This window comes from Streptomyces sp. NPDC020898, assembly GCF_044333925.1.
Lineage (GTDB): Bacteria > Actinomycetota > Actinomycetes > Streptomycetales > Streptomycetaceae > Streptomyces.
In genome coordinates this window covers 68,792-87,741 of sequence record NZ_JBIRRV010000016.1, presented here as the reverse complement: position 1 = coordinate 87,741, position 18,950 = coordinate 68,792, and the positions used below count along the sequence as shown (strand labels likewise).

17 protein-coding genes and 1 tRNA gene are annotated in these 18,950 nt (G+C 70.0%); 10 read left to right on the top strand and 8 right to left on the bottom strand.

Annotation, left to right across the window (positions count from 1 at the left end; translation table 11 throughout):
• Window positions 1–3 precede the first annotated feature (3 nt).
• Window positions 4–945 carry an SgcJ/EcaC family oxidoreductase gene (locus ACH4TV_RS37260; RefSeq protein ID WP_398405723.1) on the top strand — a complete coding sequence of 314 codons (942 nt, stop codon included), beginning with the start codon at window positions 4–6 and terminating at the stop codon, window positions 943–945.
• A gap of 126 nt (window positions 946–1,071) precedes the next feature.
• Entirely contained in the window at window positions 1,072–1,572 is a 501-nt protein-coding gene (locus tag ACH4TV_RS37255) for a hypothetical protein (RefSeq protein WP_398405722.1), read from the top strand.
• 8 nt (window positions 1,573–1,580) lie between these two features.
• Here ACH4TV_RS37255 and ACH4TV_RS37250 read toward each other — a convergent pair whose 3' ends face one another.
• Complete coding sequence (locus ACH4TV_RS37250; protein WP_398405721.1) at window positions 1,581–2,297, bottom strand: pentapeptide repeat-containing protein; 717 nt, start codon at window positions 2,295–2,297, stop codon at window positions 1,581–1,583.
• A gap of 144 nt (window positions 2,298–2,441) precedes the next feature.
• On the opposite strand from ACH4TV_RS37250, the gene ACH4TV_RS37245 reads away from it, so the two are divergent.
• The 4 genes from ACH4TV_RS37245 (at window position 2,442) to ACH4TV_RS37230 (ending at window position 7,251) form a co-directional block, all read left to right on the top strand.
• Window positions 2,442–3,635, top strand: a complete 1,194-nt coding sequence (locus ACH4TV_RS37245) for an FAD-dependent oxidoreductase (protein WP_398405720.1) — start codon at window positions 2,442–2,444, stop codon at window positions 3,633–3,635.
• 75 nt (window positions 3,636–3,710) lie between these two features.
• On the top strand, window positions 3,711–4,691 hold the full coding sequence (locus ACH4TV_RS37240; RefSeq protein WP_398405843.1) for a zinc-binding dehydrogenase: 981 nt from the start codon (window positions 3,711–3,713) through the stop codon (window positions 4,689–4,691).
• 80 nt (window positions 4,692–4,771) lie between these two features.
• Window positions 4,772–6,268 (top strand): MFS transporter, encoded by a 1,497-nt coding sequence (locus ACH4TV_RS37235; protein ID WP_398405719.1) that lies wholly within the window; start codon window positions 4,772–4,774, stop codon window positions 6,266–6,268.
• An 89-nt stretch (window positions 6,269–6,357) separates the two neighbouring features.
• Window positions 6,358–7,251: an aminoglycoside phosphotransferase family protein gene (locus tag ACH4TV_RS37230; RefSeq protein ID WP_398405718.1), complete on the top strand. Its 894-nt coding sequence runs from the start codon at window positions 6,358–6,360 to the stop codon at window positions 7,249–7,251.
• Between the two features lie 57 nt (window positions 7,252–7,308).
• Here ACH4TV_RS37230 and ACH4TV_RS37225 read toward each other — a convergent pair.
• Window positions 7,309–7,383: transfer RNA gene (locus ACH4TV_RS37225), tRNA-Thr, on the bottom strand.
• A 177-nt stretch (window positions 7,384–7,560) separates the two neighbouring features.
• On the opposite strand from ACH4TV_RS37225, the gene ACH4TV_RS37220 reads away from it, so the two are divergent.
• From ACH4TV_RS37220 to ACH4TV_RS37205, 4 genes are all read left to right on the top strand, one after another.
• Window positions 7,561–8,976: an RNA-guided endonuclease InsQ/TnpB family protein gene (locus tag ACH4TV_RS37220; RefSeq protein ID WP_398405717.1), complete on the top strand. Its 1,416-nt coding sequence runs from the start codon at window positions 7,561–7,563 to the stop codon at window positions 8,974–8,976.
• A 310-nt stretch (window positions 8,977–9,286) separates the two neighbouring features.
• Window positions 9,287–10,423: an ABC transporter ATP-binding protein gene (locus ACH4TV_RS37215; RefSeq protein WP_398405715.1), complete on the top strand. Its 1,137-nt coding sequence runs from the start codon at window positions 9,287–9,289 to the stop codon at window positions 10,421–10,423.
• A 225-nt stretch (window positions 10,424–10,648) separates the two neighbouring features.
• Window positions 10,649–11,098, top strand: coding sequence for a hypothetical protein (locus ACH4TV_RS37210; protein WP_398405714.1), 450 nt, complete (start codon window positions 10,649–10,651; stop codon window positions 11,096–11,098).
• 170 nt (window positions 11,099–11,268) lie between these two features.
• Window positions 11,269–12,000 (top strand): NDP-sugar synthase, encoded by a 732-nt coding sequence (locus ACH4TV_RS37205; RefSeq protein ID WP_398405713.1) that lies wholly within the window; start codon window positions 11,269–11,271, stop codon window positions 11,998–12,000.
• A 109-nt stretch (window positions 12,001–12,109) separates the two neighbouring features.
• On the opposite strand, the gene ACH4TV_RS37200 is transcribed toward ACH4TV_RS37205, so the two are convergent.
• From ACH4TV_RS37200 to ACH4TV_RS37175, 6 genes are all read right to left on the bottom strand, one after another.
• Complete coding sequence (locus ACH4TV_RS37200; RefSeq protein ID WP_398405712.1) at window positions 12,110–13,816, bottom strand: DoxX family membrane protein; 1,707 nt, start codon at window positions 13,814–13,816, stop codon at window positions 12,110–12,112.
• Between the two features lie 117 nt (window positions 13,817–13,933).
• Window positions 13,934–14,875, bottom strand: coding sequence for a 23S rRNA (guanosine(2251)-2'-O)-methyltransferase RlmB (rlmB, locus tag ACH4TV_RS37195; protein WP_398405711.1), 942 nt, complete (start codon window positions 14,873–14,875; stop codon window positions 13,934–13,936).
• Between the two features lie 132 nt (window positions 14,876–15,007).
• Window positions 15,008–16,411 carry a cysteine--tRNA ligase gene (gene cysS, locus ACH4TV_RS37190; protein ID WP_398405710.1) on the bottom strand — a complete coding sequence of 468 codons (1,404 nt, stop codon included), beginning with the start codon at window positions 16,409–16,411 and terminating at the stop codon, window positions 15,008–15,010.
• A gap of 220 nt (window positions 16,412–16,631) precedes the next feature.
• On the bottom strand, window positions 16,632–17,150 hold the full coding sequence (gene ispF / locus ACH4TV_RS37185) for a 2-C-methyl-D-erythritol 2,4-cyclodiphosphate synthase (RefSeq protein WP_398405709.1): 519 nt from the start codon (window positions 17,148–17,150) through the stop codon (window positions 16,632–16,634).
• Window positions 17,140–17,892 carry a 2-C-methyl-D-erythritol 4-phosphate cytidylyltransferase gene (ispD, locus tag ACH4TV_RS37180; RefSeq protein ID WP_398405708.1) on the bottom strand — a complete coding sequence of 251 codons (753 nt, stop codon included), beginning with the start codon at window positions 17,890–17,892 and terminating at the stop codon, window positions 17,140–17,142. Before ispD ends, ispF begins: the two co-directional genes overlap by 11 nt.
• 371 nt (window positions 17,893–18,263) lie before the next feature.
• On the bottom strand, window positions 18,264–18,746 hold the full coding sequence (locus ACH4TV_RS37175) for a CarD family transcriptional regulator (RefSeq protein WP_006380568.1): 483 nt from the start codon (window positions 18,744–18,746) through the stop codon (window positions 18,264–18,266).
• Window positions 18,747–18,950 lie beyond the last annotated feature (204 nt).

Below are 18,950 nucleotides of genomic sequence, written 5' to 3'. Positions count from 1 at the left end.
ACCATGACGACGCCCAACACGCGCAACACGCACAGTCCACGCGGCTCGCACAGCCCGCGCAGTTCGCACAGCTCCACGGCCGACAGCACCGGCGACGCGATCCGCTCCCTGTGGGAGACCATGGCCCGCGGCTGGGCGGCCGGCGACGCCGTGCTGTTCGCCGCGAGCTTCGCGACGGACTGCGACTTCACGACCGTACGCGGCGACAAGCCGCCGGGCCGCGCGGGCATCGAGGCCGACCACGACCACCTCTTCCGCACGCGGTACGCCGGGACCCGCCTCGACGCCCGGGTGACCGCCGTACGGCAGCTGCGCCCGGGCCTGGCCACCGTCGACGCGGAGTCCACGATCCGCGCCGCCGACGGCACCGCCCTCACGTCGACCCACGCCCTGGCCGTCGTCGAACGCACCGGCACGCACAACGGCCCGGACCTCTGGCAGATCGTCGCCTTCCACCACATGATCCCGGCCGCACCCGCTCCCACCCCGACCGCCGCCACTCCCGCACCGGCCCCCGCCGCGTCCGGGGAAGGCCTGACGGAGACCGGCCGCCCCCAGCTGCGGCACCTGGCGATCGTGGCCCGCGACCCCGAGAGGCTGGCCGCGTTCTACAGCACCGTCTTCTCGATGGAACCGTTCCACCAGGCCCCCGACGGCAGCTGCGTCCTCTCCGACGGCCACCTCTCCCTCGCCCTCCTCAAGCACCGGCTCGACGGCGACACCCCGGTCGGCATGAACCACTTCGGCTTCCACATCGCCGATACGGCGGCCACCTCGGCGACGCTGATCGAGGCGGGCGCGGACGAACCGGCGGAACGCTTCACCGACCGCGCCTTCACCCGCCGCCCCTCCCCCGAGTACCGCGCGATGGACCCGGAAGGCAACTGGTTCGCCCTCTCCGAACACGGCTTCGGCGGCCCGGCCAACGGCCCCGAGCAGCCGTAACGACAGCTGTACCGACAGCCGTAACGAGGACGTCCCCGGGCCACCCTTGGTCCGCCCCTGGCACCCCGGCGGCCCATCGCCCCCGTCATGGGCTGCCGGGTCCGGGGGCGTGACACCATCACGTCCGTGCTTGATATCGGCTACGCCCTCTCCAACCGCTTCCCGGATCCCCCGCAGACCGACTACCGCCGCGCGGACGTCCACGCGCTGCGCCACGACCTGTTCTGCGGTGACGTCTACCTCGCCGACACGAAGGCGGACCGGGAACTGTCCACAGCCTGGGGATGGGTGCCGGTGCTCGACTTCGCGTGGGCGCTGTGCGACATCGTGGAGCAGCTGGACCAGGATCCCGCAGGCTCGCGCGCGTCCCGCCCCCAGTACGCGGAGCTGGACTTCACCGAATCCACCGACCGCATGCTCTTCCAGCGCCGCTTCGGCTGGGTGGACATCGAGTCCGACTGGATGCCGGCGGAGGAACCCCCGCTCACCTTCTCCCACGCCGAACTCCGCAAAGAGGCACGGGACTTCCTGCACGACGTGCTGGCCGACCTGACCGACCTCCACGACGCCCTCGCCGAGAACCCGGCCATCTGGACGCTCCAGGCCCGCTTCCCCAGGGTGCGCTGACCCGCGGCCTACTCAGCCGCCTCCACCCGCACCCCCAGCTCCGCCGCGAACACCGCCGCCAGATCAAGCAACTGCGCCGGACTGATCACCGCCCCCGCCAACCGGTCCACCCCCCGCGCGAACTCCAGCTCCGCCGCCCCGCGGAAGTCCACGTCGCTCAGCCTCGCCGCGCCGAAGTCCGCCCCCTTCACCACGCACCCCACGAACTCGACCCGCTCCAGCACCGCACCCCCGAAGTCCGGCTCCACCAGCACGCACCCCTCGAAGACGACATCCTTGAGCTTCGCCTTGCGCAGGTTCAGATAGTCGATCTTGCCGCCCCGCACCAGCACCCGCTCCAGCACCGCCCCGTGCAACTGCACCCCGCCCAGCCGGGCGTCGACCAGCTCCACATCACGCAGGGTCGACTCGGCGAGGTTCGTGCCGACCCCTCGTATGCCCGTGAGGACCGAGTCGAGCAGCCGGGCGTGATGCAGCCGCGTCTCGTCCAGCGCGCACCCCGTCAGCGCGCAGTCCATGAAACGGGCGCCCCCGCCGTCCTGCCCGGCGAAGTCGGCCTCGCGGAACTCCAGCCCGTCGTAGTCCCCGTCCGCCTCCAACTCCCCGCCCCCGAACGGCTCCAGCACCGGCAACCGCACCTCGGGCCGCCGCGCCCCCTTCACCCCGGCCACGGAACCCCGCGCACCACCCGTACCCCTCGCTCCACCCACCGCTCGCCTCGCCATGCCCCCATCCTGCACCCCACCACTGACAATCCCCCTGACCTGCGCAAACCCGTCTCCCACCACCCCCATGTCACATTCCGGCCCCCTCGATCAGTCGTACTGACAGAAAGCAGAAAGGCGCCCCACCACAAGGAGACCCACACCATGCACCCCGCCCGCCCCCGCACACGCCCCCACACCCCCCTCGCCGTCATCGGCGGCGGCTTCGCCGGCCTCACCGCCGCCATCGCCGCCGCCGAGGCGGGCGCCAAGGTCACCGTGTACGAGGCCCACCACACCCTCGGCGGCCGAGGCCGGACCGCCGAGGGGCCGTACCGTACGAACGACGGCCCGCACGCCCTCTACAGCGGCGGCCCGCACTGGACCTGGCTCGCCCAGCGCGACCTGATCGGCCCGCTCGCCCCGCTCCCGCCCCTCGAAGCCGCCCGGTTCCACTTCCGCCACCAGGGCACCCTGCGCCGCACCCCACCCCTCGCGATGCTCAAGCTGCTCCGTCGCAGCGCCCAACATGCCCCCGTGGACGTCGACTTCATGACCTGGGCCACCGAGCAGGCGGGCGAGAAGGGCGCCCGGGCAGCCGCGCACTACTCCGCCGTCGCCCTCTTCCACCACGACCCCGGCACCCTGTCCGCGGCCTTCGTCCAGGAACGGCTGCGCCGCGCCGCCGCCCTCCCGCCCGAGGCCCATTACCCGCGCGGCGGCTGGGCCAGCGTGATCGACCGGATGGCCGCCCGCGCCTGGAACCTGGGCGTACGGGTCGAGACGCTGTCCCGCGTCGACACGCTCCCCACGGGCGCCCCCGTCATCGTCGCCACCTCCCTCGACGCCGCCCGGCACCTCCTGCGCGACGACACCCTCACCTGGACCGGCGCCCGTACAGTCCTCCTCGACCTCGCCGTACGGACCCGGCGGGGCGACCCCTTCGTCGTCTCCGACCTGGACGCGCCAGGCTGGCTGGAACGCTTCACCGCACAGGACCGCACCCTCGCCCCGGCCGGCGAACAGCTCCTCCAAGGGCAGTTCCCGATCGCGCCGCGCGCCTCCCGCGCCGACGGCATCGCCCGTGCCGAACAGCTGCTCGACCTGGCCTTCGACGGCTGGCGCGAACGCGTCACCTGGCGGCGCGAGTCCACCGCCAACGGCCGTACCGGCGCGGTCGACCTGCCGGGCACCAGCTGGCGCGACCGGCCCGCGATCGAACGCGGCGACGGTGTCTACCTCGCGGGCGACCAGGTCGCCGCCCCCGGCGTCCTCTCGGAGGTCTCGTTCAACAGCGCGCTCACCGCGGTGTCCCTGGCACTCGGCCACCGCCGGTCCCTTGACCTCAAGCATGCCTGAGGTTGAAGAGTGGGTGACGGAACCGCACAACACCGCACCACCTACTCGCCACCCGTCGCCACCTGGGGGACCCACATGCACGCCATCCGCCTGCACACCTTCGGCCCCGCCGAGAACCTGACCCACGAACAGGTCACAGACCCGGTACCCGGCCCCGGCCAGGTCCGTATCGCCGTCGCCGCAGCCGGCGTACACCTCCTGGACACAGCCCTGCGCGAGGGCATGCAGGGCCCCGCCCCGGCGCCCGCCGCGCTACCGACCATCCCCGGCCGCGAGGTCGCCGGCACCGTCGACGCCCTCGGCGAGGGCACCCCGGCGCTGTGGCTGGGCAAGCGCGTCGTCGCCCACCTCGGCTTCCAGCCCGGCGGATACGCCGAACTCGCCGTCACCGACATGGAACGCCTCCACGAGATCCCGGCCACCCTCGACTTCGCCCAGGCCGTCGCGATGATCGGCACCGGCCGCACGACCATGGGCATCCTCCAGTTCACCGACCTCGGCCCCGACTCCGTGGCCGTGATCCCGGCCGCCGCGGGCGGCATCGGCACCCTCCTCGTGCAGTACGCCCGACACGCCGGCGCCACCGTCATCGGCCTCGCCGGCGGCCCCGCCAAGGCCGCCCTCGTCGAGGCGAACGGCGCCGATCTCGCCATCGACTACACCGACCCCGCATGGCCGGACAAAGTCCGCGCCTACCTCGGCGGACGGCCCGCCACCGTCGTCTTCGACGGAGTGGGCGGCGAGATCGCCCGCGAGGCCACGGCACTCCTGGGACCCTCCGGACAACACCTCGTCTTCGGCTGGTCCGGCGAAGGCATCCACGACGGCGAACCCTTCCTCGTCGACGGCCTCTCCGAACAGGTACTCGGCCCCGAGATGCTGGGCAGGACAGGCGGCCCCAACCCCCTGCGCACCCTCGAACTCCGCGCCCTCACCGAAGCCGCCACCGGCCACCTCACCCCGGCCGTCCACCGCTTCCCGCTCACCCAGGCCGCCGCAGCCCACCGCGCCCTCGAAAACCGCGGCACCACCGGCAAGGTGGTCCTGGAGCCATGACCAGCCACAACAGCACAGAACCCGACGCCACCCGTACCGCCGAAAGTGCGACCCATACCGATCCATGGTCTTCTGACCGCGTGAGCCGCACCCAAACGGGTGTACCCGACACCCGTCCCGGCACCGACCCCCACAGCTGGTGGGCCCTGGTCGTCATCGCACTCGCCCAGCTGATGATCGTCCTCGACGCGACCATCGTGAACATCGCGCTCCCCTCCGCACAGCGCGACCTGCACATGTCCGACGCCAACAGGCAATGGGTCATCACCGCCTACACCCTCGCCTTCGGCGGACTGCTCCTGCTGGGCGGCCGGATCGCCGACCTCGTCGGCCGCAAACGCACCTTCCTCTTCGGCCTGGTCGGCTTCGCCGCCGCCTCCGCACTCGGCGGCGCCGCCACCACCGCAGGCATGCTCTTCAGCGCCCGCGCCCTCCAGGGCGTCTTCGCCGCCGTCCTGGCCCCCTCCGCCCTCAGCCTCCTCACCACCACCTTCACCAACCCCAAGGAACGCGGAAAGGCCTTCGGTATCTACGGAGCCGTCGCGGGCGGCGGATCGGCGATCGGACTGATCGCGGGCGGCCTGCTCACCGAGTACCTGAACTGGCGCTGGTGCCTGTACGTCAACATCCCCATCGCCGTCCTCGCAGTCGTCGGAGCCCTCACCCTCCTCCACGACCGCCCCGGCCACCCGGGCGTCCGCCTCGACATACCCGGCGCACTCCTCGGCTGCGGCGGCCTCCTCGCGATCGTCTACGGCTTCAGCGAAGCCCAACCGCGCGGCTGGACAGACCCGATGGTGCTGACGCTGTTCGCGGTCGGCATCGTCCTGCTGACCGCCTTCGTGTGGTGGCAGCGCAGGGCACCCGTACCGCTGCTGCCCCTGCACATCGTCAAGGACCGCAACCGCGCCGGCTGCTTCCTCACCATGGGCCTGGCCGTCATCGGCATGTTCGGCATGTTCCTCTTCATGACGTACTACCTACAGGTAGTACTCGGCTACTCCCCCGTGAAAGCGGGCCTCGCCTTCCTGCCCATGACCGCCGCGATCATCACCGGCTCCACCCAGATCTCGGCCCGCCTGATGAACCGCGTACCCCCACGCCTCCTGATGGCCCCCGGCATGCTCCTCGCCGCGACCGGCATGCTGATCCTCACCCAGCTCACCGTCGACTCCACGTACGCCACCGAAATCCTCCCCGCCATGCTCCTGATCGGCCTCGGCATGGGCCTCACCTTCATGCCGGTCTTCTCCACCGCCACCGCGGACATCGCACCCCAGGACGCCGGCGTCACCTCCGCCACCGTCAACACCGCCCAACAGGTGGGCGGTTCGATCGGCACCGCCCTCCTCAACACCATCGCCACCACCAGCAGCACCGCCTACGTCGCCGCCCACCTCCACGACCCCGCCACCCGCGAACTGATCACCCGCGAAGGCATCGTCCACGGCTACACAGTCGCCATCTGGTGGGCCGCCGGCATCATGCTCCTCGCCGGCCTGATCGCCGCCCTGATGGTCACGACGAAGCCCCCGAAACAGCCACCACCGGCCCCGGCACCGGAACCGGCCATCTGACCGACAGCGGGCCCCACAGAGGGGACGCCCCACGCGGACCCGCCGAAAACCGCATGCCCCACATTTACGCACGCACATACAGTCGCCGAATGACCCGCACCCCGGTCGACATCCCCGACGAACTGGCCGCCGCCCAGCTCAAGTACAACGGAGAAGCGGGCCGCACCTTCATCACCGAACTCCCGGCACGCACCGCCGACTTCCTGAACCACTGGAACCTCCGCATCGACGGCCCGTCAATGCACGGCGTAACAGCCCTGGTCCTCCCAGTCCTCCGCACCGACAACACCCCCGCAGCCCTGAAACTGCAACTACTCGACGACGAGAGCGAGGGAGAACCGACCGCCCTGCGCACCTGGAACGGCAACCACGCGGTACGCCTCCTCGCCCACGACCCCACCACCGGCACGATGCTCCTGGAACGCCTCGACCACACCCGGATGCTGTCCCACCTCCCGGACCCCCACGAAGCCACCCTGGTCATCGCCGACCTCCTGACCCACCTCACCGCCGTACCCGCCCCACCGGGCATCCGCCGCCTCGGCGACATCGCACAGCGCATGCTCGACCGGACCCCACAGGCCCTGCGCCAGATCCCGGACCCGACCTCCAGAACCCTGATGGCGGACTGCGCGGCAGCCCTACGAGAGGTCGCCACCGACCCCGGCGACCGCCTCCTCCACTGGGACCTGCACTTCGAGAACGTCCTCGCCTCAGACCGCGCCCCCTGGCTGGCGATCGACCCGAAACCCCTCGCAGGAGACCCCGGCTTCGACCTCTGGCCGGCCATCAACAACCGCTTCGACCCCGCCGACATCCTCTGGCGCTTCGACGCCCTGACGGACGTACTGGCCCTGAACCGAGAACGGGCCCGCGCGTGGACGCTGGCCCGGGTGCTGCAGAACGCCCTGTGGAGCATCGAGGACGGGGAACCGCTGGAGGAGACGGAACTGGAGATCGCGCGGCGGCTGCGGGCCAGGTAACGGACCCGCGCGAACACGAAGAAGCCCAGGTCAACTTGGGGCTGACCTGGGCTGTTGAGCCCCCTGTCGGATTCGAACCGACGACCTGATCATTACAAGTGATCTGCTCTGGCCGGACTGAGCTAAGGGGGCATCGCGCACCACAAAGCCGCACGCGAAGGCGGCTCCACTGTACACAGAGCGCGTTCCCCCAAGCCACGAAGTTCGTGGCTCACCTCCTCCTCGAAAACCAAACGTAACCATCCGCGCACCCGTTCGTTGATCGCTCTGACGTGCTGTTCCGAAGATCGGATCGTCGGGGAGGGGTTCATGGGGGAGCCGGAGGAGTCGGCGGAGAAGCCGAGGCTGGAAGCAGTGAAGGGTGAGGAGGCCCAGCGCATCAAGCGCGAGGCCCTCGGTATCGGCGACCGCCGCAAGCACCACAAGCGCGCGGCGACTCCGCTGAAGGCGCACCTCAAGGAACCGGATACGCAGCACCGCCTGTACCGCTTCCGCTTCTATCCGACCGCCGAGCAGGCGGAGCAGTTGGCGAAGACGTTCGGTGCCTGTCGGTGGGTCTACAACGAAGGGCTGGCGCTGCGGTCCGGGGCCTGGGAGACGCACCGCGTGAATGTGGGGTTCGCGGAGTCGTGCCGGGCGCTGACGGGCTGGAAGCGGGTGGAGGGGACCGAGTGGCTCGGGGAGGTGTCGTCGACGGTTCTGCAGCAGTCGTTGCGGCATCTCGATCAGGCGTTTGGGCGGTTCTTCAAGGGTTCGGGGAAGTATCCGCAGCGGAAGAAGAAGGGGCGTTCGCGGGATTCGGCGACCTACGTACGGACCGGTTTCCGGTGGGTGGAGGATCCGGAGCGGCCGGGTACGGGGCTCATCACGCTGGCGAAGCAGGCGGGGCCGTTGGATGTCCGGTGGTCACGGGCGCTGCCCGCGGGGACCGTCCCGGTGCGTTTGTCGGTGACGCGGGACCGGGCCGGGCGTTTCTTCGTGTCGACGCTCGTGGAGGAGCGGATCGCGCCTCTTCCTACCGCCCTTGTGCCGGGTTCGCGGGCGCCGAAGGCGGTGGGGCTGGATCTGGGGCTGGCGTCGCTCGTGACTCTGGACGACGGGACGAAGGTCGATCATCCGCGTCTGTTGAGGCGGTACGCGGAGAAGTTGGCGCGGTTGCAGCGGGAGTTGCACAAGAAGGTGAGGGGTTCGGCGAACCGGGACAAGGTGAGGCGGAAGATCGCGCGTCTCTACGCGCTCATCGGTGACGTACGCAGGGACATGTTGGACCAGTTCACGACCCGCCTGGTGCGCGAGAACCAAGTGCTCGTGGTGGAGGATCTGGCCATCGCCAACCTGTTGCGTCCGGCGCGTGGCAAGGGTCGTCGTCGGAAGGCGAAGCTGAATGAAGCGATCATCGATGCCGCGTGGGGCGAGTTGCTGCGGCAGCTGCGGTACAAGTGCGCGTGGTACGGGCGGACGCTGGTGATTGTCGACCGGTTCTTCCCTTCGACTCGGCGCTGCTCCGCTTGTCACACGAAGGGTCCGAAGTTGGATGTCTCGGTCCGGGAGTGGACGTGTGCTGAGTGCGGGGTCGTCCATGACCGGGATGTGAATGCCGCCGTGAACCTTCGGGACGAGGGCCTACGCCTGTACTGGCTGGTGGCGGCTGGGCTGCCGCCTACGAAGAAGGTGCCGACGGTGATCAGGGCGTCGGAGCTGGAGGATTGTTTGCTGGCCGCGTAAGGCGGCTGGGTGGTACGGACCGACGGGCCGTCGGCCGGAATGCCCGTGGAGCGCGTGTAAGACCGTGCGGGCGCAGTTCACGAGGACTGCGTGCGTCGGCGGTGCGTGCAGAAGCAGGAAGCCGTGAGGCAAGGTCAAAAGACAGTTGCTCGGCCGTCTCGAAAATTCCCGCGAAGTTCACATCCCCCCAACTACTGACAGACGCCCAAACCCCAGGTACCGTCCAGATTCAGTCCACGCACGTGGACTACACCACCTTCCACTACGGATCGTCCGGCACGTTCCTGCCGGTGAAGGGGGCCTAGTACCCATGGCCACTGTTTCGTTCGACAAGGCGACCCGCATCTACCCGGGCACCGAGAAGCCCGCCGTCGATGGTCTGGAGATCGAGGTCGGGGACGGCGAGTTCCTGGTTCTCGTCGGGCCGTCCGGCTGCGGCAAGTCCACCTCGCTCCGCATGCTCGCGGGGCTCGAGGACGTGAACGCCGGCGCCATCCGCATCGGTGACCGCGACGTCACGCACCTGCCGCCCAAGGACCGGGACATCGCCATGGTGTTCCAGAACTACGCGCTGTACCCGCACATGACGGTCGCCGACAACATGGGCTTCGCGCTCAAGATCGCCGGCGTCAACAAGGCCGAGATCCGTCAGAAGGTCGAGGACGCGGCGAAGATCCTGGACCTCACGGACTACCTGGCCCGTAAGCCGAAGGCGCTCTCCGGTGGTCAGCGTCAGCGTGTCGCCATGGGTCGTGCCATCGTGCGTGAGCCCCAGGTGTTCCTCATGGACGAGCCGCTGTCGAACCTCGACGCCAAGCTCCGTGTGTCGACGCGTACGCAGATCGCGTCGCTGCAGCGCCGCCTCGGCATCACCACCGTGTACGTCACCCACGACCAGGTCGAGGCCATGACCATGGGTGACCGGGTGGCCGTGCTGAAGGACGGTCTGCTCCAGCAGGTCGACTCGCCGCGCAACATGTACGACCGCCCGAAGAACCTCTTCGTGGCCGGCTTCATCGGCTCCCCGGCGATGAACCTGATCGAGGTTCCGATCACCGACGGCGGCGTGAAGTTCGGCAACTCGGTCGTCCCGGTCAGCCGCGAGGCCCTCACGGCCGCCGCGGACAAGGGTGACACCACCGTCACGGTCGGCGTCCGTCCCGAGCACTTCGATGTCGTCGAGCACAACGGTGCCGCCGCCGACGCGCTGTCCAAGGCCTCCGAGGACGCCCCGGCCGGTCTCGCCGTCACGGTGAACGTCGTCGAGGAGCTGGGCGCCGACGGTTACGTCTACGGCAGCGCCAAGCTCGACGACGTCGTGAAGGACCTGGTCGTCCGTGTCAGCGGCCGTGCCGTCCCGGACAAGGGCGCCACGCTGCACGTCGTGCCGCGTCCGGGCGAGATCCACGTGTTCTCGACCTCCACGGGCGAGCGCCTCACCGACTGACGCGCCACCTGAACACCGAAGGGCCCCGCGGCTTGCCGCGGGGCCCTTCGCGTACCCCTGACGCGTACCCCTGACGCGTGCCCCTGATCCGGGTGCCCGATACCCCGCCAGACCAGGCATTTCGAATATGTACGTCAACGCACTACCCAGAAATCAGCACCAATCCATCCCCCGAATGGGTGACTAAATGTCGCCAAATCATCACCGAGCGCTACCCTCACTCGCGTGAAGCACTCCACTAACCAACTGACGCGAAGTGGCCGTGGCCCCGCCCGCCGGATCGGCCGTAGCCTCGCCCTTGTCCTGCCCGTCGTCCTGGTACTTTCCGGGACCCTCGCGGTCACCCGAGTCAACTGGTCGGGAAACCCCTCGGACTCGGTGCTCACCGCCTCCGCCGAGGACGTGGCCGCCCGCACCGCCGCTGCCCGCACACCGCAGGACGTCCTGCGCGACCAGCTGCTCCTGGAACTCCACGAGAAGGACCCGGGGATCGCACTCACCCACCTCCAGCAGGCGGTGAACGGCCACCCGTCGCTGGCGAAGCACTGCACTTCGATCGCCCGCGCCCTCGGCCGCGCCGCGGTCCGCGTGTACGGCCCGTCGCGAGCCCAGTCGTTCTCCCGCCCGGTCTGCGACACGTCCTTCGCCACGGGGGTCGCCGCGGCCCACAGCTGACCCGAGAGAGCCCCTGCGGCAGCGGCCCCTGTAGGCGCCCCGCAGGGGCCGCCTACAGGGGCGCGGGGAACTGCGCGACCAGCCCCCACCGAGCCCGCAGATCCCCACCACAGCCCCACCACCCACAACCCACCCGCAAAACCCGCAGAGCGCCCCGTAAGGTTCGGATCATGACCGATCCGAACGCCTCGTCACGCCCCACTCAGGCCGTGGTCCTCGCCGGCGGCCAAGGCTCCCGGCTGCGTCCCTACACCGACGACCGGCCCAAGCCGATGGTCGAGATCCCCGGCACGGGGACGCCGATCATCGGCCATCAGCTCGTCTGGCTCGCCGAGGAGGGCGTGACGGACGTGGTGGTCAGCTGCGGCCATCTCGCCGAGGTCCTCCAGCAGTGGCTGGAGACCGCCGATCTGCCGCTGAACGTGACGACGGTCGTCGAGTCGGAGCCGCTGGGCCGTGGCGGCGGCCTCAAGTACGCCGCCGCGCACCTGCCCGCGCCGGAGCAGCCCTGGTACGCCACCAACGGCGACATCTGGACCCGGTTCTCGCTGCGCGACATGGCGGACTTCCACGCCGAGCGCGACGCCGTCGCGACGCTGGCGCTGGCCCGTCCGCGTATCCCGTGGGGCGCTGTCCAGACGGACGGCTTCGGTCACATCACGGACTTCATAGAGTCTCCGCCGTCGACCTTCGAGATCAACGCGGGCGTGTACGTCTTCTCCCCCGAGTTCGCGGCCCTGCTGCCGGAGCGTGGCGACCACGAGCGCACCACGTTCCCCCATCTGGCCCGCGAACTCCGGCTGGCCGGCTTCCCGATCCCGCACGGCGCCTACTGGCGTGCCATCGACACCGCGAAGGACCTCACGGAGGCCGCGAAGGAGCTGGCGGCGCTGGGCCGCTGAGGCCGCCCGTTCATCAACTGCTGGTCATCAACTGCTTGTGTACGTACGTCAATGGGGTCCCGCGCTGTCACACACAGCGCGGGACCCCATTGACGTATGGGTGCGGGGGTTACCCGAGGAGGCCGCCCACCAGGCCCGGCTGGCCCGTGGAGGAGCCGCCGGTGCTGCCGCCGCCGTCGCTGCCTCCGGTGCTGCTGCCGCCCGTGGTGGTGCCGCTGGTGCCGCCCGGGGTGCCCGTGCTGCCGCCCGAGGAGGTCGGTCCGGCGGTGGTGCTGGGCGCCTGCTCGGCCGGGGTGGTCTGCTGCGGCGGGGCCTCGCCGGCGCTGCCCTGGGTCTGGCTGGGCCGGCTTCCGGTGACGCTGCCGCTCTCGCGGGCCTCCTCGGGGGTGGTCGCGGCGTCGCCGGTTGTGGGGGTGGCCGAAGTGGCGCCCTGGGTGGGTGAGTTGGTGGTCGCCGAGGGGCTCTTCGAGGCGGGGCGGCGCTCGCCGGACTGCTCGGGGAGCGGGGAGCCGGGGAGTTCGTTGCGCGGGGCCTCGCCGGGGCCGGGCACGACCACGCGGTCGGCGTCGCGGACGGCGCCGCCGAGGAGTGAGCCGATGAGGAACGTGAGCCCGACGACGACGGCTGTGATGAGGGCGCCGCGGCGCACGACGTAACTGCGCAGTTCCCAGATGTCGGTGCGTGGGCCGAGGCGTCGCCAGGCGCTGCCTGCGAGGCGGCCGTCGATGGAGTAGACGGGGGCGCCGGCGATGATCAGCGGCGACCAGGCGGCGAGGTAGATGATGTCGGGGGCGTCGTAGACGGGGACGCTCTTCCAGCTGACCGTGACGAGCAGCGCGGCGGACAGGAGTGCGCCGCCGATCGCGGCGACCCGCTGCCACAGTCCGAGGACTGTGAGGACGCCCACGATGACCTGGAGGAAGGCGATGACGAGGCCGGAGCCGACGGGGTGCTGGAGGGCGAACTGCCGTAGTGGCTCGGCGACTTCCCAGGGGTGCAGGGTGTTGAGCCACTTCATCATGGAGCCGCGCTTGCCGCCGTCGAAGTAGACGGGGTCGCAGAGTTTGCCCATGCCGGCGTAGATGGAGATGAAGCCGAGGAAGATGCGCAGCGGGAGCAGGACGACGCCGAGGTTCATGCGGCGGCCGGGGTAATAGGCGTGCCGTACGGGGTCGTTGCCCTGTCGCCGGGCGCCGGTGCGTCGTCCGTCGGCGTCGCGCGCGTAGCCGTCGTCGCCGAACTCGTCGTCGCCGTACGGTGGTTGGCCGTAGCCGGAGTCGTAGCCGGCTTCCTCGTAGGCGCTGCCGACGGTGCGCATGTTGGGGAGCAGGCGGCCGGATTCGGGGCCGGAGCCGTGGGTGCGCTGGCTGCCGACGATGGGGGTCTCGACGGTCTGGTCGAGGGTGCTGCCCGCGTAGTCGAGGTCGTCGTCGATGCGGGGGATGACCTGCGTCGCTCCGGCGTCGGCGGTGGGCGGCTGCTCGCCGTGGCGCACGCTGGAGCCCCGTACGGCCTGGAGCAGGCGGTGCGCGCCGGTGTCGTCGGGGGCGGACTTGCCGCTCCAGACGACGGGGCGGCGGCGCCCGCCGCCTGGCGTGGTGGCGCCGGCCGTGCCGACGGCGGGGATGCGCGTCGTGTCCTCGGTCAGGTGCCGTGCGACGCGGGACGAGGGTGCCGCCCGCCGCGTCGAGGCCCCCAACTGCACGCGGAAGCTCGCATGGTTGACGATGACCTGCGCCGGATCGCTCGGCACTTTCACCATGCTCAGCGCGGGAGCGTCGTCGTATCCCGACGGTGTTCTGGTGTCCACACTCATCTAACCGAGTGACGTGAGGTTAGGACACTGCTTTGACTTGGCGGATGTGTCCGGACCGCGTCAAGGTCACGTCACCCGGCCGGATTCCCCCGTCCGGGTGACGTCGTGCACGCGTGTTCAGGCGCGACGGCGGGCCGCTTCGTACAGCACGATCCCGGCCGCGACACCGGCGTTGAGGGACTCGGTGCCGCCGGGCATCGGGATCCGCACGAGGTGGTCGCAGGTCTCGCCGACCAGCCGGGAGAGCCCCTTGCCCTCGCTGCCGACGACGATGACGACGGGCCCGCCGAGGGCGGGCAGCTCGCCGACCTCGGTGGTGCCGTCGGCGGCGAGCCCGATGACGACGATCCCGGCCTTCTGGTACGCCTCCAGGGCGCGCGTCAGGTTGGTGGCACGGGCGACGGGTGTACGGGCGGCGGCGCCGGCGGAGCTCTTCCAGGCACCGGCGGTCATGCCGGCGGCGCGCCGCTCGGGGACGACGACCCCGTGTCCGCCGAAGGCGGAGACGGAGCGGACGACGGCGCCGAGGTTGCGCGGGTCGGTGACGCCGTCGAGGGCGACGATGAGGGGGTCCACGCCGCTGTCGTAGGCGGCGTTGGCGAGGTCCTCGGGGTGGGCGTACTCGTACGGCGGGACCTGGAGCACGAGCCCCTGGTGGTTGAGTCCCTTGGTCATCCGGTCGAGCTCGGGGCGGGGCGCTTCCATCAGGTGGATGCCGCCGCGCTCACCGGCCAGTTGGAGTGCCTCGCGCACGCGCTCGTCGTTGTCGATGAACTGCTGGACGTAGAGCATCGAGGCCGGGACGCCCTCGCGCAGCGCCTCCACCACGGAGTTGCGCCCGACGACGAGTTCGGAGGAGGCCTTCGCGCCACGGCCCTTGGGTGCGGGCCGGCGCTGGATCTGCTTGGCCTTGGCTCCGGCAATACGGTTCTTCTTGTGGCCCTTGCGCGCCTCGGCGGGCGGCGTCGGGCCCTTGCCCTCGAGCCCCCGGCGCCGCTGGCCGCCACTGCCGACCTGCGCGCCCTTCTTGCCGGACATGCGGCGGTTGTTAGCGGCCATGACCTACCTGTTCTGTGTGAAGGCGTGCGTGTGTACGTCTATGAGTGTGCCGCCCGGGGACCCGGGCGGCACAATCGATCAAGGGGATGCAAGGACATATGCGGAGAAATGCGGTGAACTGCGGGGCATTGCTCAGCGTGGGCCGAGGGTCCAGCGCGGTCCCTCCGCGCAGTCCTCGATGACGAGGCCGGACTGGTTGAGCTGATCGCGGATGGCGTCGGCGGTGCCCCAGTCCTTGCGCCCGCGGGCGGCCTCGCGCTGGTCGAGGACGAGCCGTACGAGGCTGTCGACCACTCCGTGCAGGTCTTCGCCGCGGTCAGCGGCGTCGCCGGCCCAGTGCGGGTCGAGCGGGTCGAGTCCGAGGACGCCGAGCATGGCCCGCACCTCGGCGAGGCGGGCGACGGCGGCTTCCTTGTCGTCGGCGGCGAGGGCGCTGTTGCCCTGTCGGACGGTGGTGTGCACGATGGCGAGGGCCTGCGGCACGCCCAGGTCGTCGTCCATGACCTCGGCGAAGGCGGGCGGCACCTCGGCGGAGGGCTCGACGACACCGCCGGCCTTCTCGATGACGCGCTGCACGAACCCCTCGATCCGGGCGAACGCCGACTCGGCCTCGCGCAGGGCCTCCTCGCTGTACTCGATCATCGAGCGGTAGTGCGGGGTGCCGAGGTAGTAGCGCAGGACGATGGGCCGCCAGGCCTTGACCATCTCGCTGACGAGGACGGAGTTGCCGAGGGACTTCGACATCTTCTCGCCGCTCATGGTGACCCAGGCGTTGTGCACCCAGTACGAGGCGAAGTCGTCGCCGAAGGCCTTGGCCTGGGCGATCTCGTTCTCGTGGTGGGGGAAGATCAGGTCGAGTCCGCCGCCGTGGATGTCGAAGGCGGTCCCCAGGTACTTGTGCGCCATGGCGGAGCATTCGAGATGCCAGCCGGGCCGTCCGCGCCCCCAGGGCGTCTCCCAGCTCGGCTCGCCCGGCTTCACGGCCTTCCACATGGCGAAGTCACGGGGGTCGCGCTTGCCGGTCTCGCCGTCCCCGCCGGGCTGGAGCAGGTTGTCGAGTTCCTGGTTGGACAGTTGCAGATACCCGGGGAAGGACCGCACATCGAAGTAGACGTTCCCGTCGGCCTCGTACGCGTGCCCTCGCTCGATGAGCCCCTGCATCATCTCGACCATCTCGGTCACGTGCCCGGTGGCACGGGGCTCGTAGGTCGGGGGCAGGCAGCCGAGCGCGGAGTAACCGTCGTCGAAGGCCCGCTCGTTCTCGAAACCGATGGACCACCAGGGGCGCTCCTGCTCGGAGGCCTTCCTGATGATCTTGTCGTCGATGTCGGTGACGTTGCGGATGAACGTGACGTCGTACCCGCGGTAGGTGAACCAGCGGCGCAGGATGTCGAAGTTGAGGCCGGACCGGATATGCCCGATGTGCGGGGCGGCCTGCACGGTGGCACCACACAGGTAGATCGAGACGCAACCCGGCGTGAGCGGGGCGAAGTCACGGATCTGCCGGGCGCTGGTGTCGTACAGGCGAATGGTCACGAGTCCAGGGTAGTGGCCCCCACCCGGTGCCCTGCGACCCTTACCCACAAGGGCCACATATTCGTGACATTGCCACCGGCGGTTGGGCGGAGAGGTTGTGCGGGCGAGCTGGGGGCGCGCGTCCCCTGGGGGCTGCCGCCCCCAGACCCCCGCTTCGGCCCTGAATGGGCCTCGTCCTCAAACGCCGGACGGGCTGGAAATGCCGGCCGGTACTGGTACTTCAGCCTCTCCGGGCCACCAGTGCCGTGGCCACCGCCATGAGCCCTTCTTCGCGCCCCGGGAACCCGAGCCCGTCCGTCGTCGCGCCGGACACCGACACCGGCACTCCCACCGCTTCCGACAGCACCTTCTGTGCCTCGTCGCGCCGCTTTCCGATCTTGGGCCGGGGGCCGATCACCTGTACGGCGACGTTGCCGATCGTGAACCCCGCCGCCCGTACGATCCGCGCCGCCTCGGTCAACAGCGTCACCCCGGACGCCCCGGACCACTCCGGGCGCCCGGTGCCGAAGTGCTGTCCCAGGTCGCCCAGTCCGGCCGCCGAGAACAGCGCGTTGCAGGCGGCGTGGGCGACGACGTCCGCGTCGGAGTGACCTGCGAGCCCGGTCCCCTCGCCCTCCCACTTCAGGCCGGCGCACCACAGCTCGCGCCCGTCCTCGAAGGCGTGGATGTCCGTACCGATCCCGACCTGGGGCAGCACCACTGCCGACGCCGCGTCCCTCTTCTCGTCCTCAGAAGCCATCGTTGAGCCTCCGTCGTGCGAGGACCGCCTCGGCCAGCACCAGATCCAGCGGCCTCGTCACCTTGAACGCCTCCTCGTGGCCGGGCACGACCACGACCCGCAGGCCCAGCTGTTCCACCATGCTCGCGTCGTCGGTGACGTTGTCCGTCACCGTCGCGTGGGCCCGTACGAGCGTGTCGACGTCGAAGCCCTGCGGTGTCTGGACCGCGCGCAGCCGTGCCCGTTCCGGGGTCGCCAGCACCGGTTCCGGCTCGCCCGGTGTCGTCGCCGGCTCGACCTCCTTGACGGTGTCCGCGAGGGGCAGCGCGGGGACCACGGCCGGGGCGCCGTCGCGTACCGCCTCGATCACCGCGTCGACGGTGTCGACCGGTACCAGGGGCCGGGCGGCGTCGTGGACGAGCACGATGTCGATGCCGGGCGGCAGCGCGTCCAGGCCCAGCTTCACCGACTCCTGCCTGGACTCGCCGCCGGGTACGACCAGGAAGTCCGTGCGTTCGGGCAGCGCGTGGGTGTCGAGGAGGGTCTTCACCTCGGGGGCGCCGTCCGGCGGGGCCACGACGACGACCAGCGAGACGGCACGCGACGCGGCCATCGCGCGGACCGCGTGAATGAGCATGGGCGTGCCGTTCAGCGCGCGCAGCGCTTTGGGGGCGCCCGGGCCGAGGCGTACGCCCCGGCCGGCGGCCGGAATCACTGCGGCCGTACGTGCCCCGGGCGGTGTGGGGCGCGATTCGTCAGACATCGGTTCCTGTCAGGTTTGTGTGCCGAGCCCTCGTGGGTATGGCCTGGAGGAGTGCCGGGCGCGAGCCTCGATCGGACCCTTCCGTGACATCCGGTCGAGACAGCTGCCCGGGCCCGGCACACCTAGTTGTCAGTACCGCCAGAGAATCCGCTGGTGGCCGGGCTTCTCGGGGCTGTCTTCTCGAAAATAATGCGGCAAAAAAATATCAAAAATTATTCGGGAACGAACATGCCGCAGCGCCCGGCGACATTGGATACGTCATCGGGCACCGCGGCATTTCACTGTGATGCAGAGTGATGCGGAGCTGCTGAGTCAAGGCTGAGTGAGCGGGCTTTCAGGGCCTGCCTGTGTCAGTCCGGACGCAGTGTTTCTCAGGACGCGAGCACCTCGTCGAGCAGTGCCTCGGCCTTGTCCTCGTTCGTGTTCTCCGCGAGGGCGAGTTCACTCACCAGGATCTGACGAGCCTTGGCGAGCATGCGCTTCTCACCCGCGGAGAGTCCGCGCTCACGCTCACGACGCCACAGGTCACGCACGACTTCCGCGACCTTGATGACATCGCCGGAGGCGAGCTTCTCCAGATTTGCCTTGTAACGGCGCGACCAGTTCGTGGGCTCCTCGGCATACGGAGCGCGCAGCACCTCGAAGACCCGGTCCAGCCCTTCCTGACCGACCACGTCACGTACGCCGACGAACTCCGCATTGTCCGCTGGCACACGTACAGTCAGGTCACCCTGGGCGACCTTCAGCACCAAGTAGGTCTTGTCCACGCCTTTGATCTGGCGAGTTTCGATGGCCTCGATCAGCGCGGCCCCGTGATGGGGATAGACCACGGTGTCGCCAACCTTGAACGTCATGTGACAGGTACCCCTTCCGTGGCTATCCAGGGTAACACGGAAACTGCGGGTTCTGAATGACGTTTTCGCAGGTCAGAGCATATCTCGGGGCTTGACAACTGCAACAGGAACGTGCTTCGGGAGCACCCTCGGGGCGAGGTCGAAGGCGGTATTCGCAGGTCGGAGCGGCTCTCCGGAGGAAGCGAAACCCGGACGTTACACACA

Excerpts from the sequence above, each read along its gene's own strand:
- ACH4TV_RS37260 (WP_398405723.1), top strand. The coding sequence starts at position 4 with ATGACGACGCCCAACACGCGCAACACGCACAGTCCACGCGGCTCGCAC.
- ACH4TV_RS37250 (WP_398405721.1), bottom strand. The coding sequence starts at position 2,297 with ATGGCGAGGCGAGCGGTGGGTGGAGCGAGGGGTACGGGTGGTGCGCGG.
- ACH4TV_RS37245 (WP_398405720.1), top strand. The coding sequence starts at position 2,442 with ATGCACCCCGCCCGCCCCCGCACACGCCCCCACACCCCCCTCGCCGTC.
- ACH4TV_RS37240 (WP_398405843.1), top strand. The coding sequence starts at position 3,711 with ATGCACGCCATCCGCCTGCACACCTTCGGCCCCGCCGAGAACCTGACC.
- ACH4TV_RS37230 (WP_398405718.1), top strand. The coding sequence starts at position 6,358 with ATGACCCGCACCCCGGTCGACATCCCCGACGAACTGGCCGCCGCCCAG.
- ACH4TV_RS37220 (WP_398405717.1), top strand. The coding sequence starts at position 7,561 with ATGGGGGAGCCGGAGGAGTCGGCGGAGAAGCCGAGGCTGGAAGCAGTG.
- ACH4TV_RS37215 (WP_398405715.1), top strand. The coding sequence starts at position 9,287 with ATGGCCACTGTTTCGTTCGACAAGGCGACCCGCATCTACCCGGGCACC.
- ACH4TV_RS37205 (WP_398405713.1), top strand. The coding sequence starts at position 11,269 with ATGACCGATCCGAACGCCTCGTCACGCCCCACTCAGGCCGTGGTCCTC.
- ACH4TV_RS37200 (WP_398405712.1), bottom strand. The coding sequence starts at position 13,816 with ATGAGTGTGGACACCAGAACACCGTCGGGATACGACGACGCTCCCGCG.
- rlmB (WP_398405711.1), bottom strand. The coding sequence starts at position 14,875 with ATGGCCGCTAACAACCGCCGCATGTCCGGCAAGAAGGGCGCGCAGGTC.
- ispF (WP_398405709.1), bottom strand. The coding sequence starts at position 17,150 with ATGGCTTCTGAGGACGAGAAGAGGGACGCGGCGTCGGCAGTGGTGCTG.
- ispD (WP_398405708.1), bottom strand. The coding sequence starts at position 17,892 with ATGTCTGACGAATCGCGCCCCACACCGCCCGGGGCACGTACGGCCGCA.
- ACH4TV_RS37175 (WP_006380568.1), bottom strand. The coding sequence starts at position 18,746 with ATGACGTTCAAGGTTGGCGACACCGTGGTCTATCCCCATCACGGGGCC.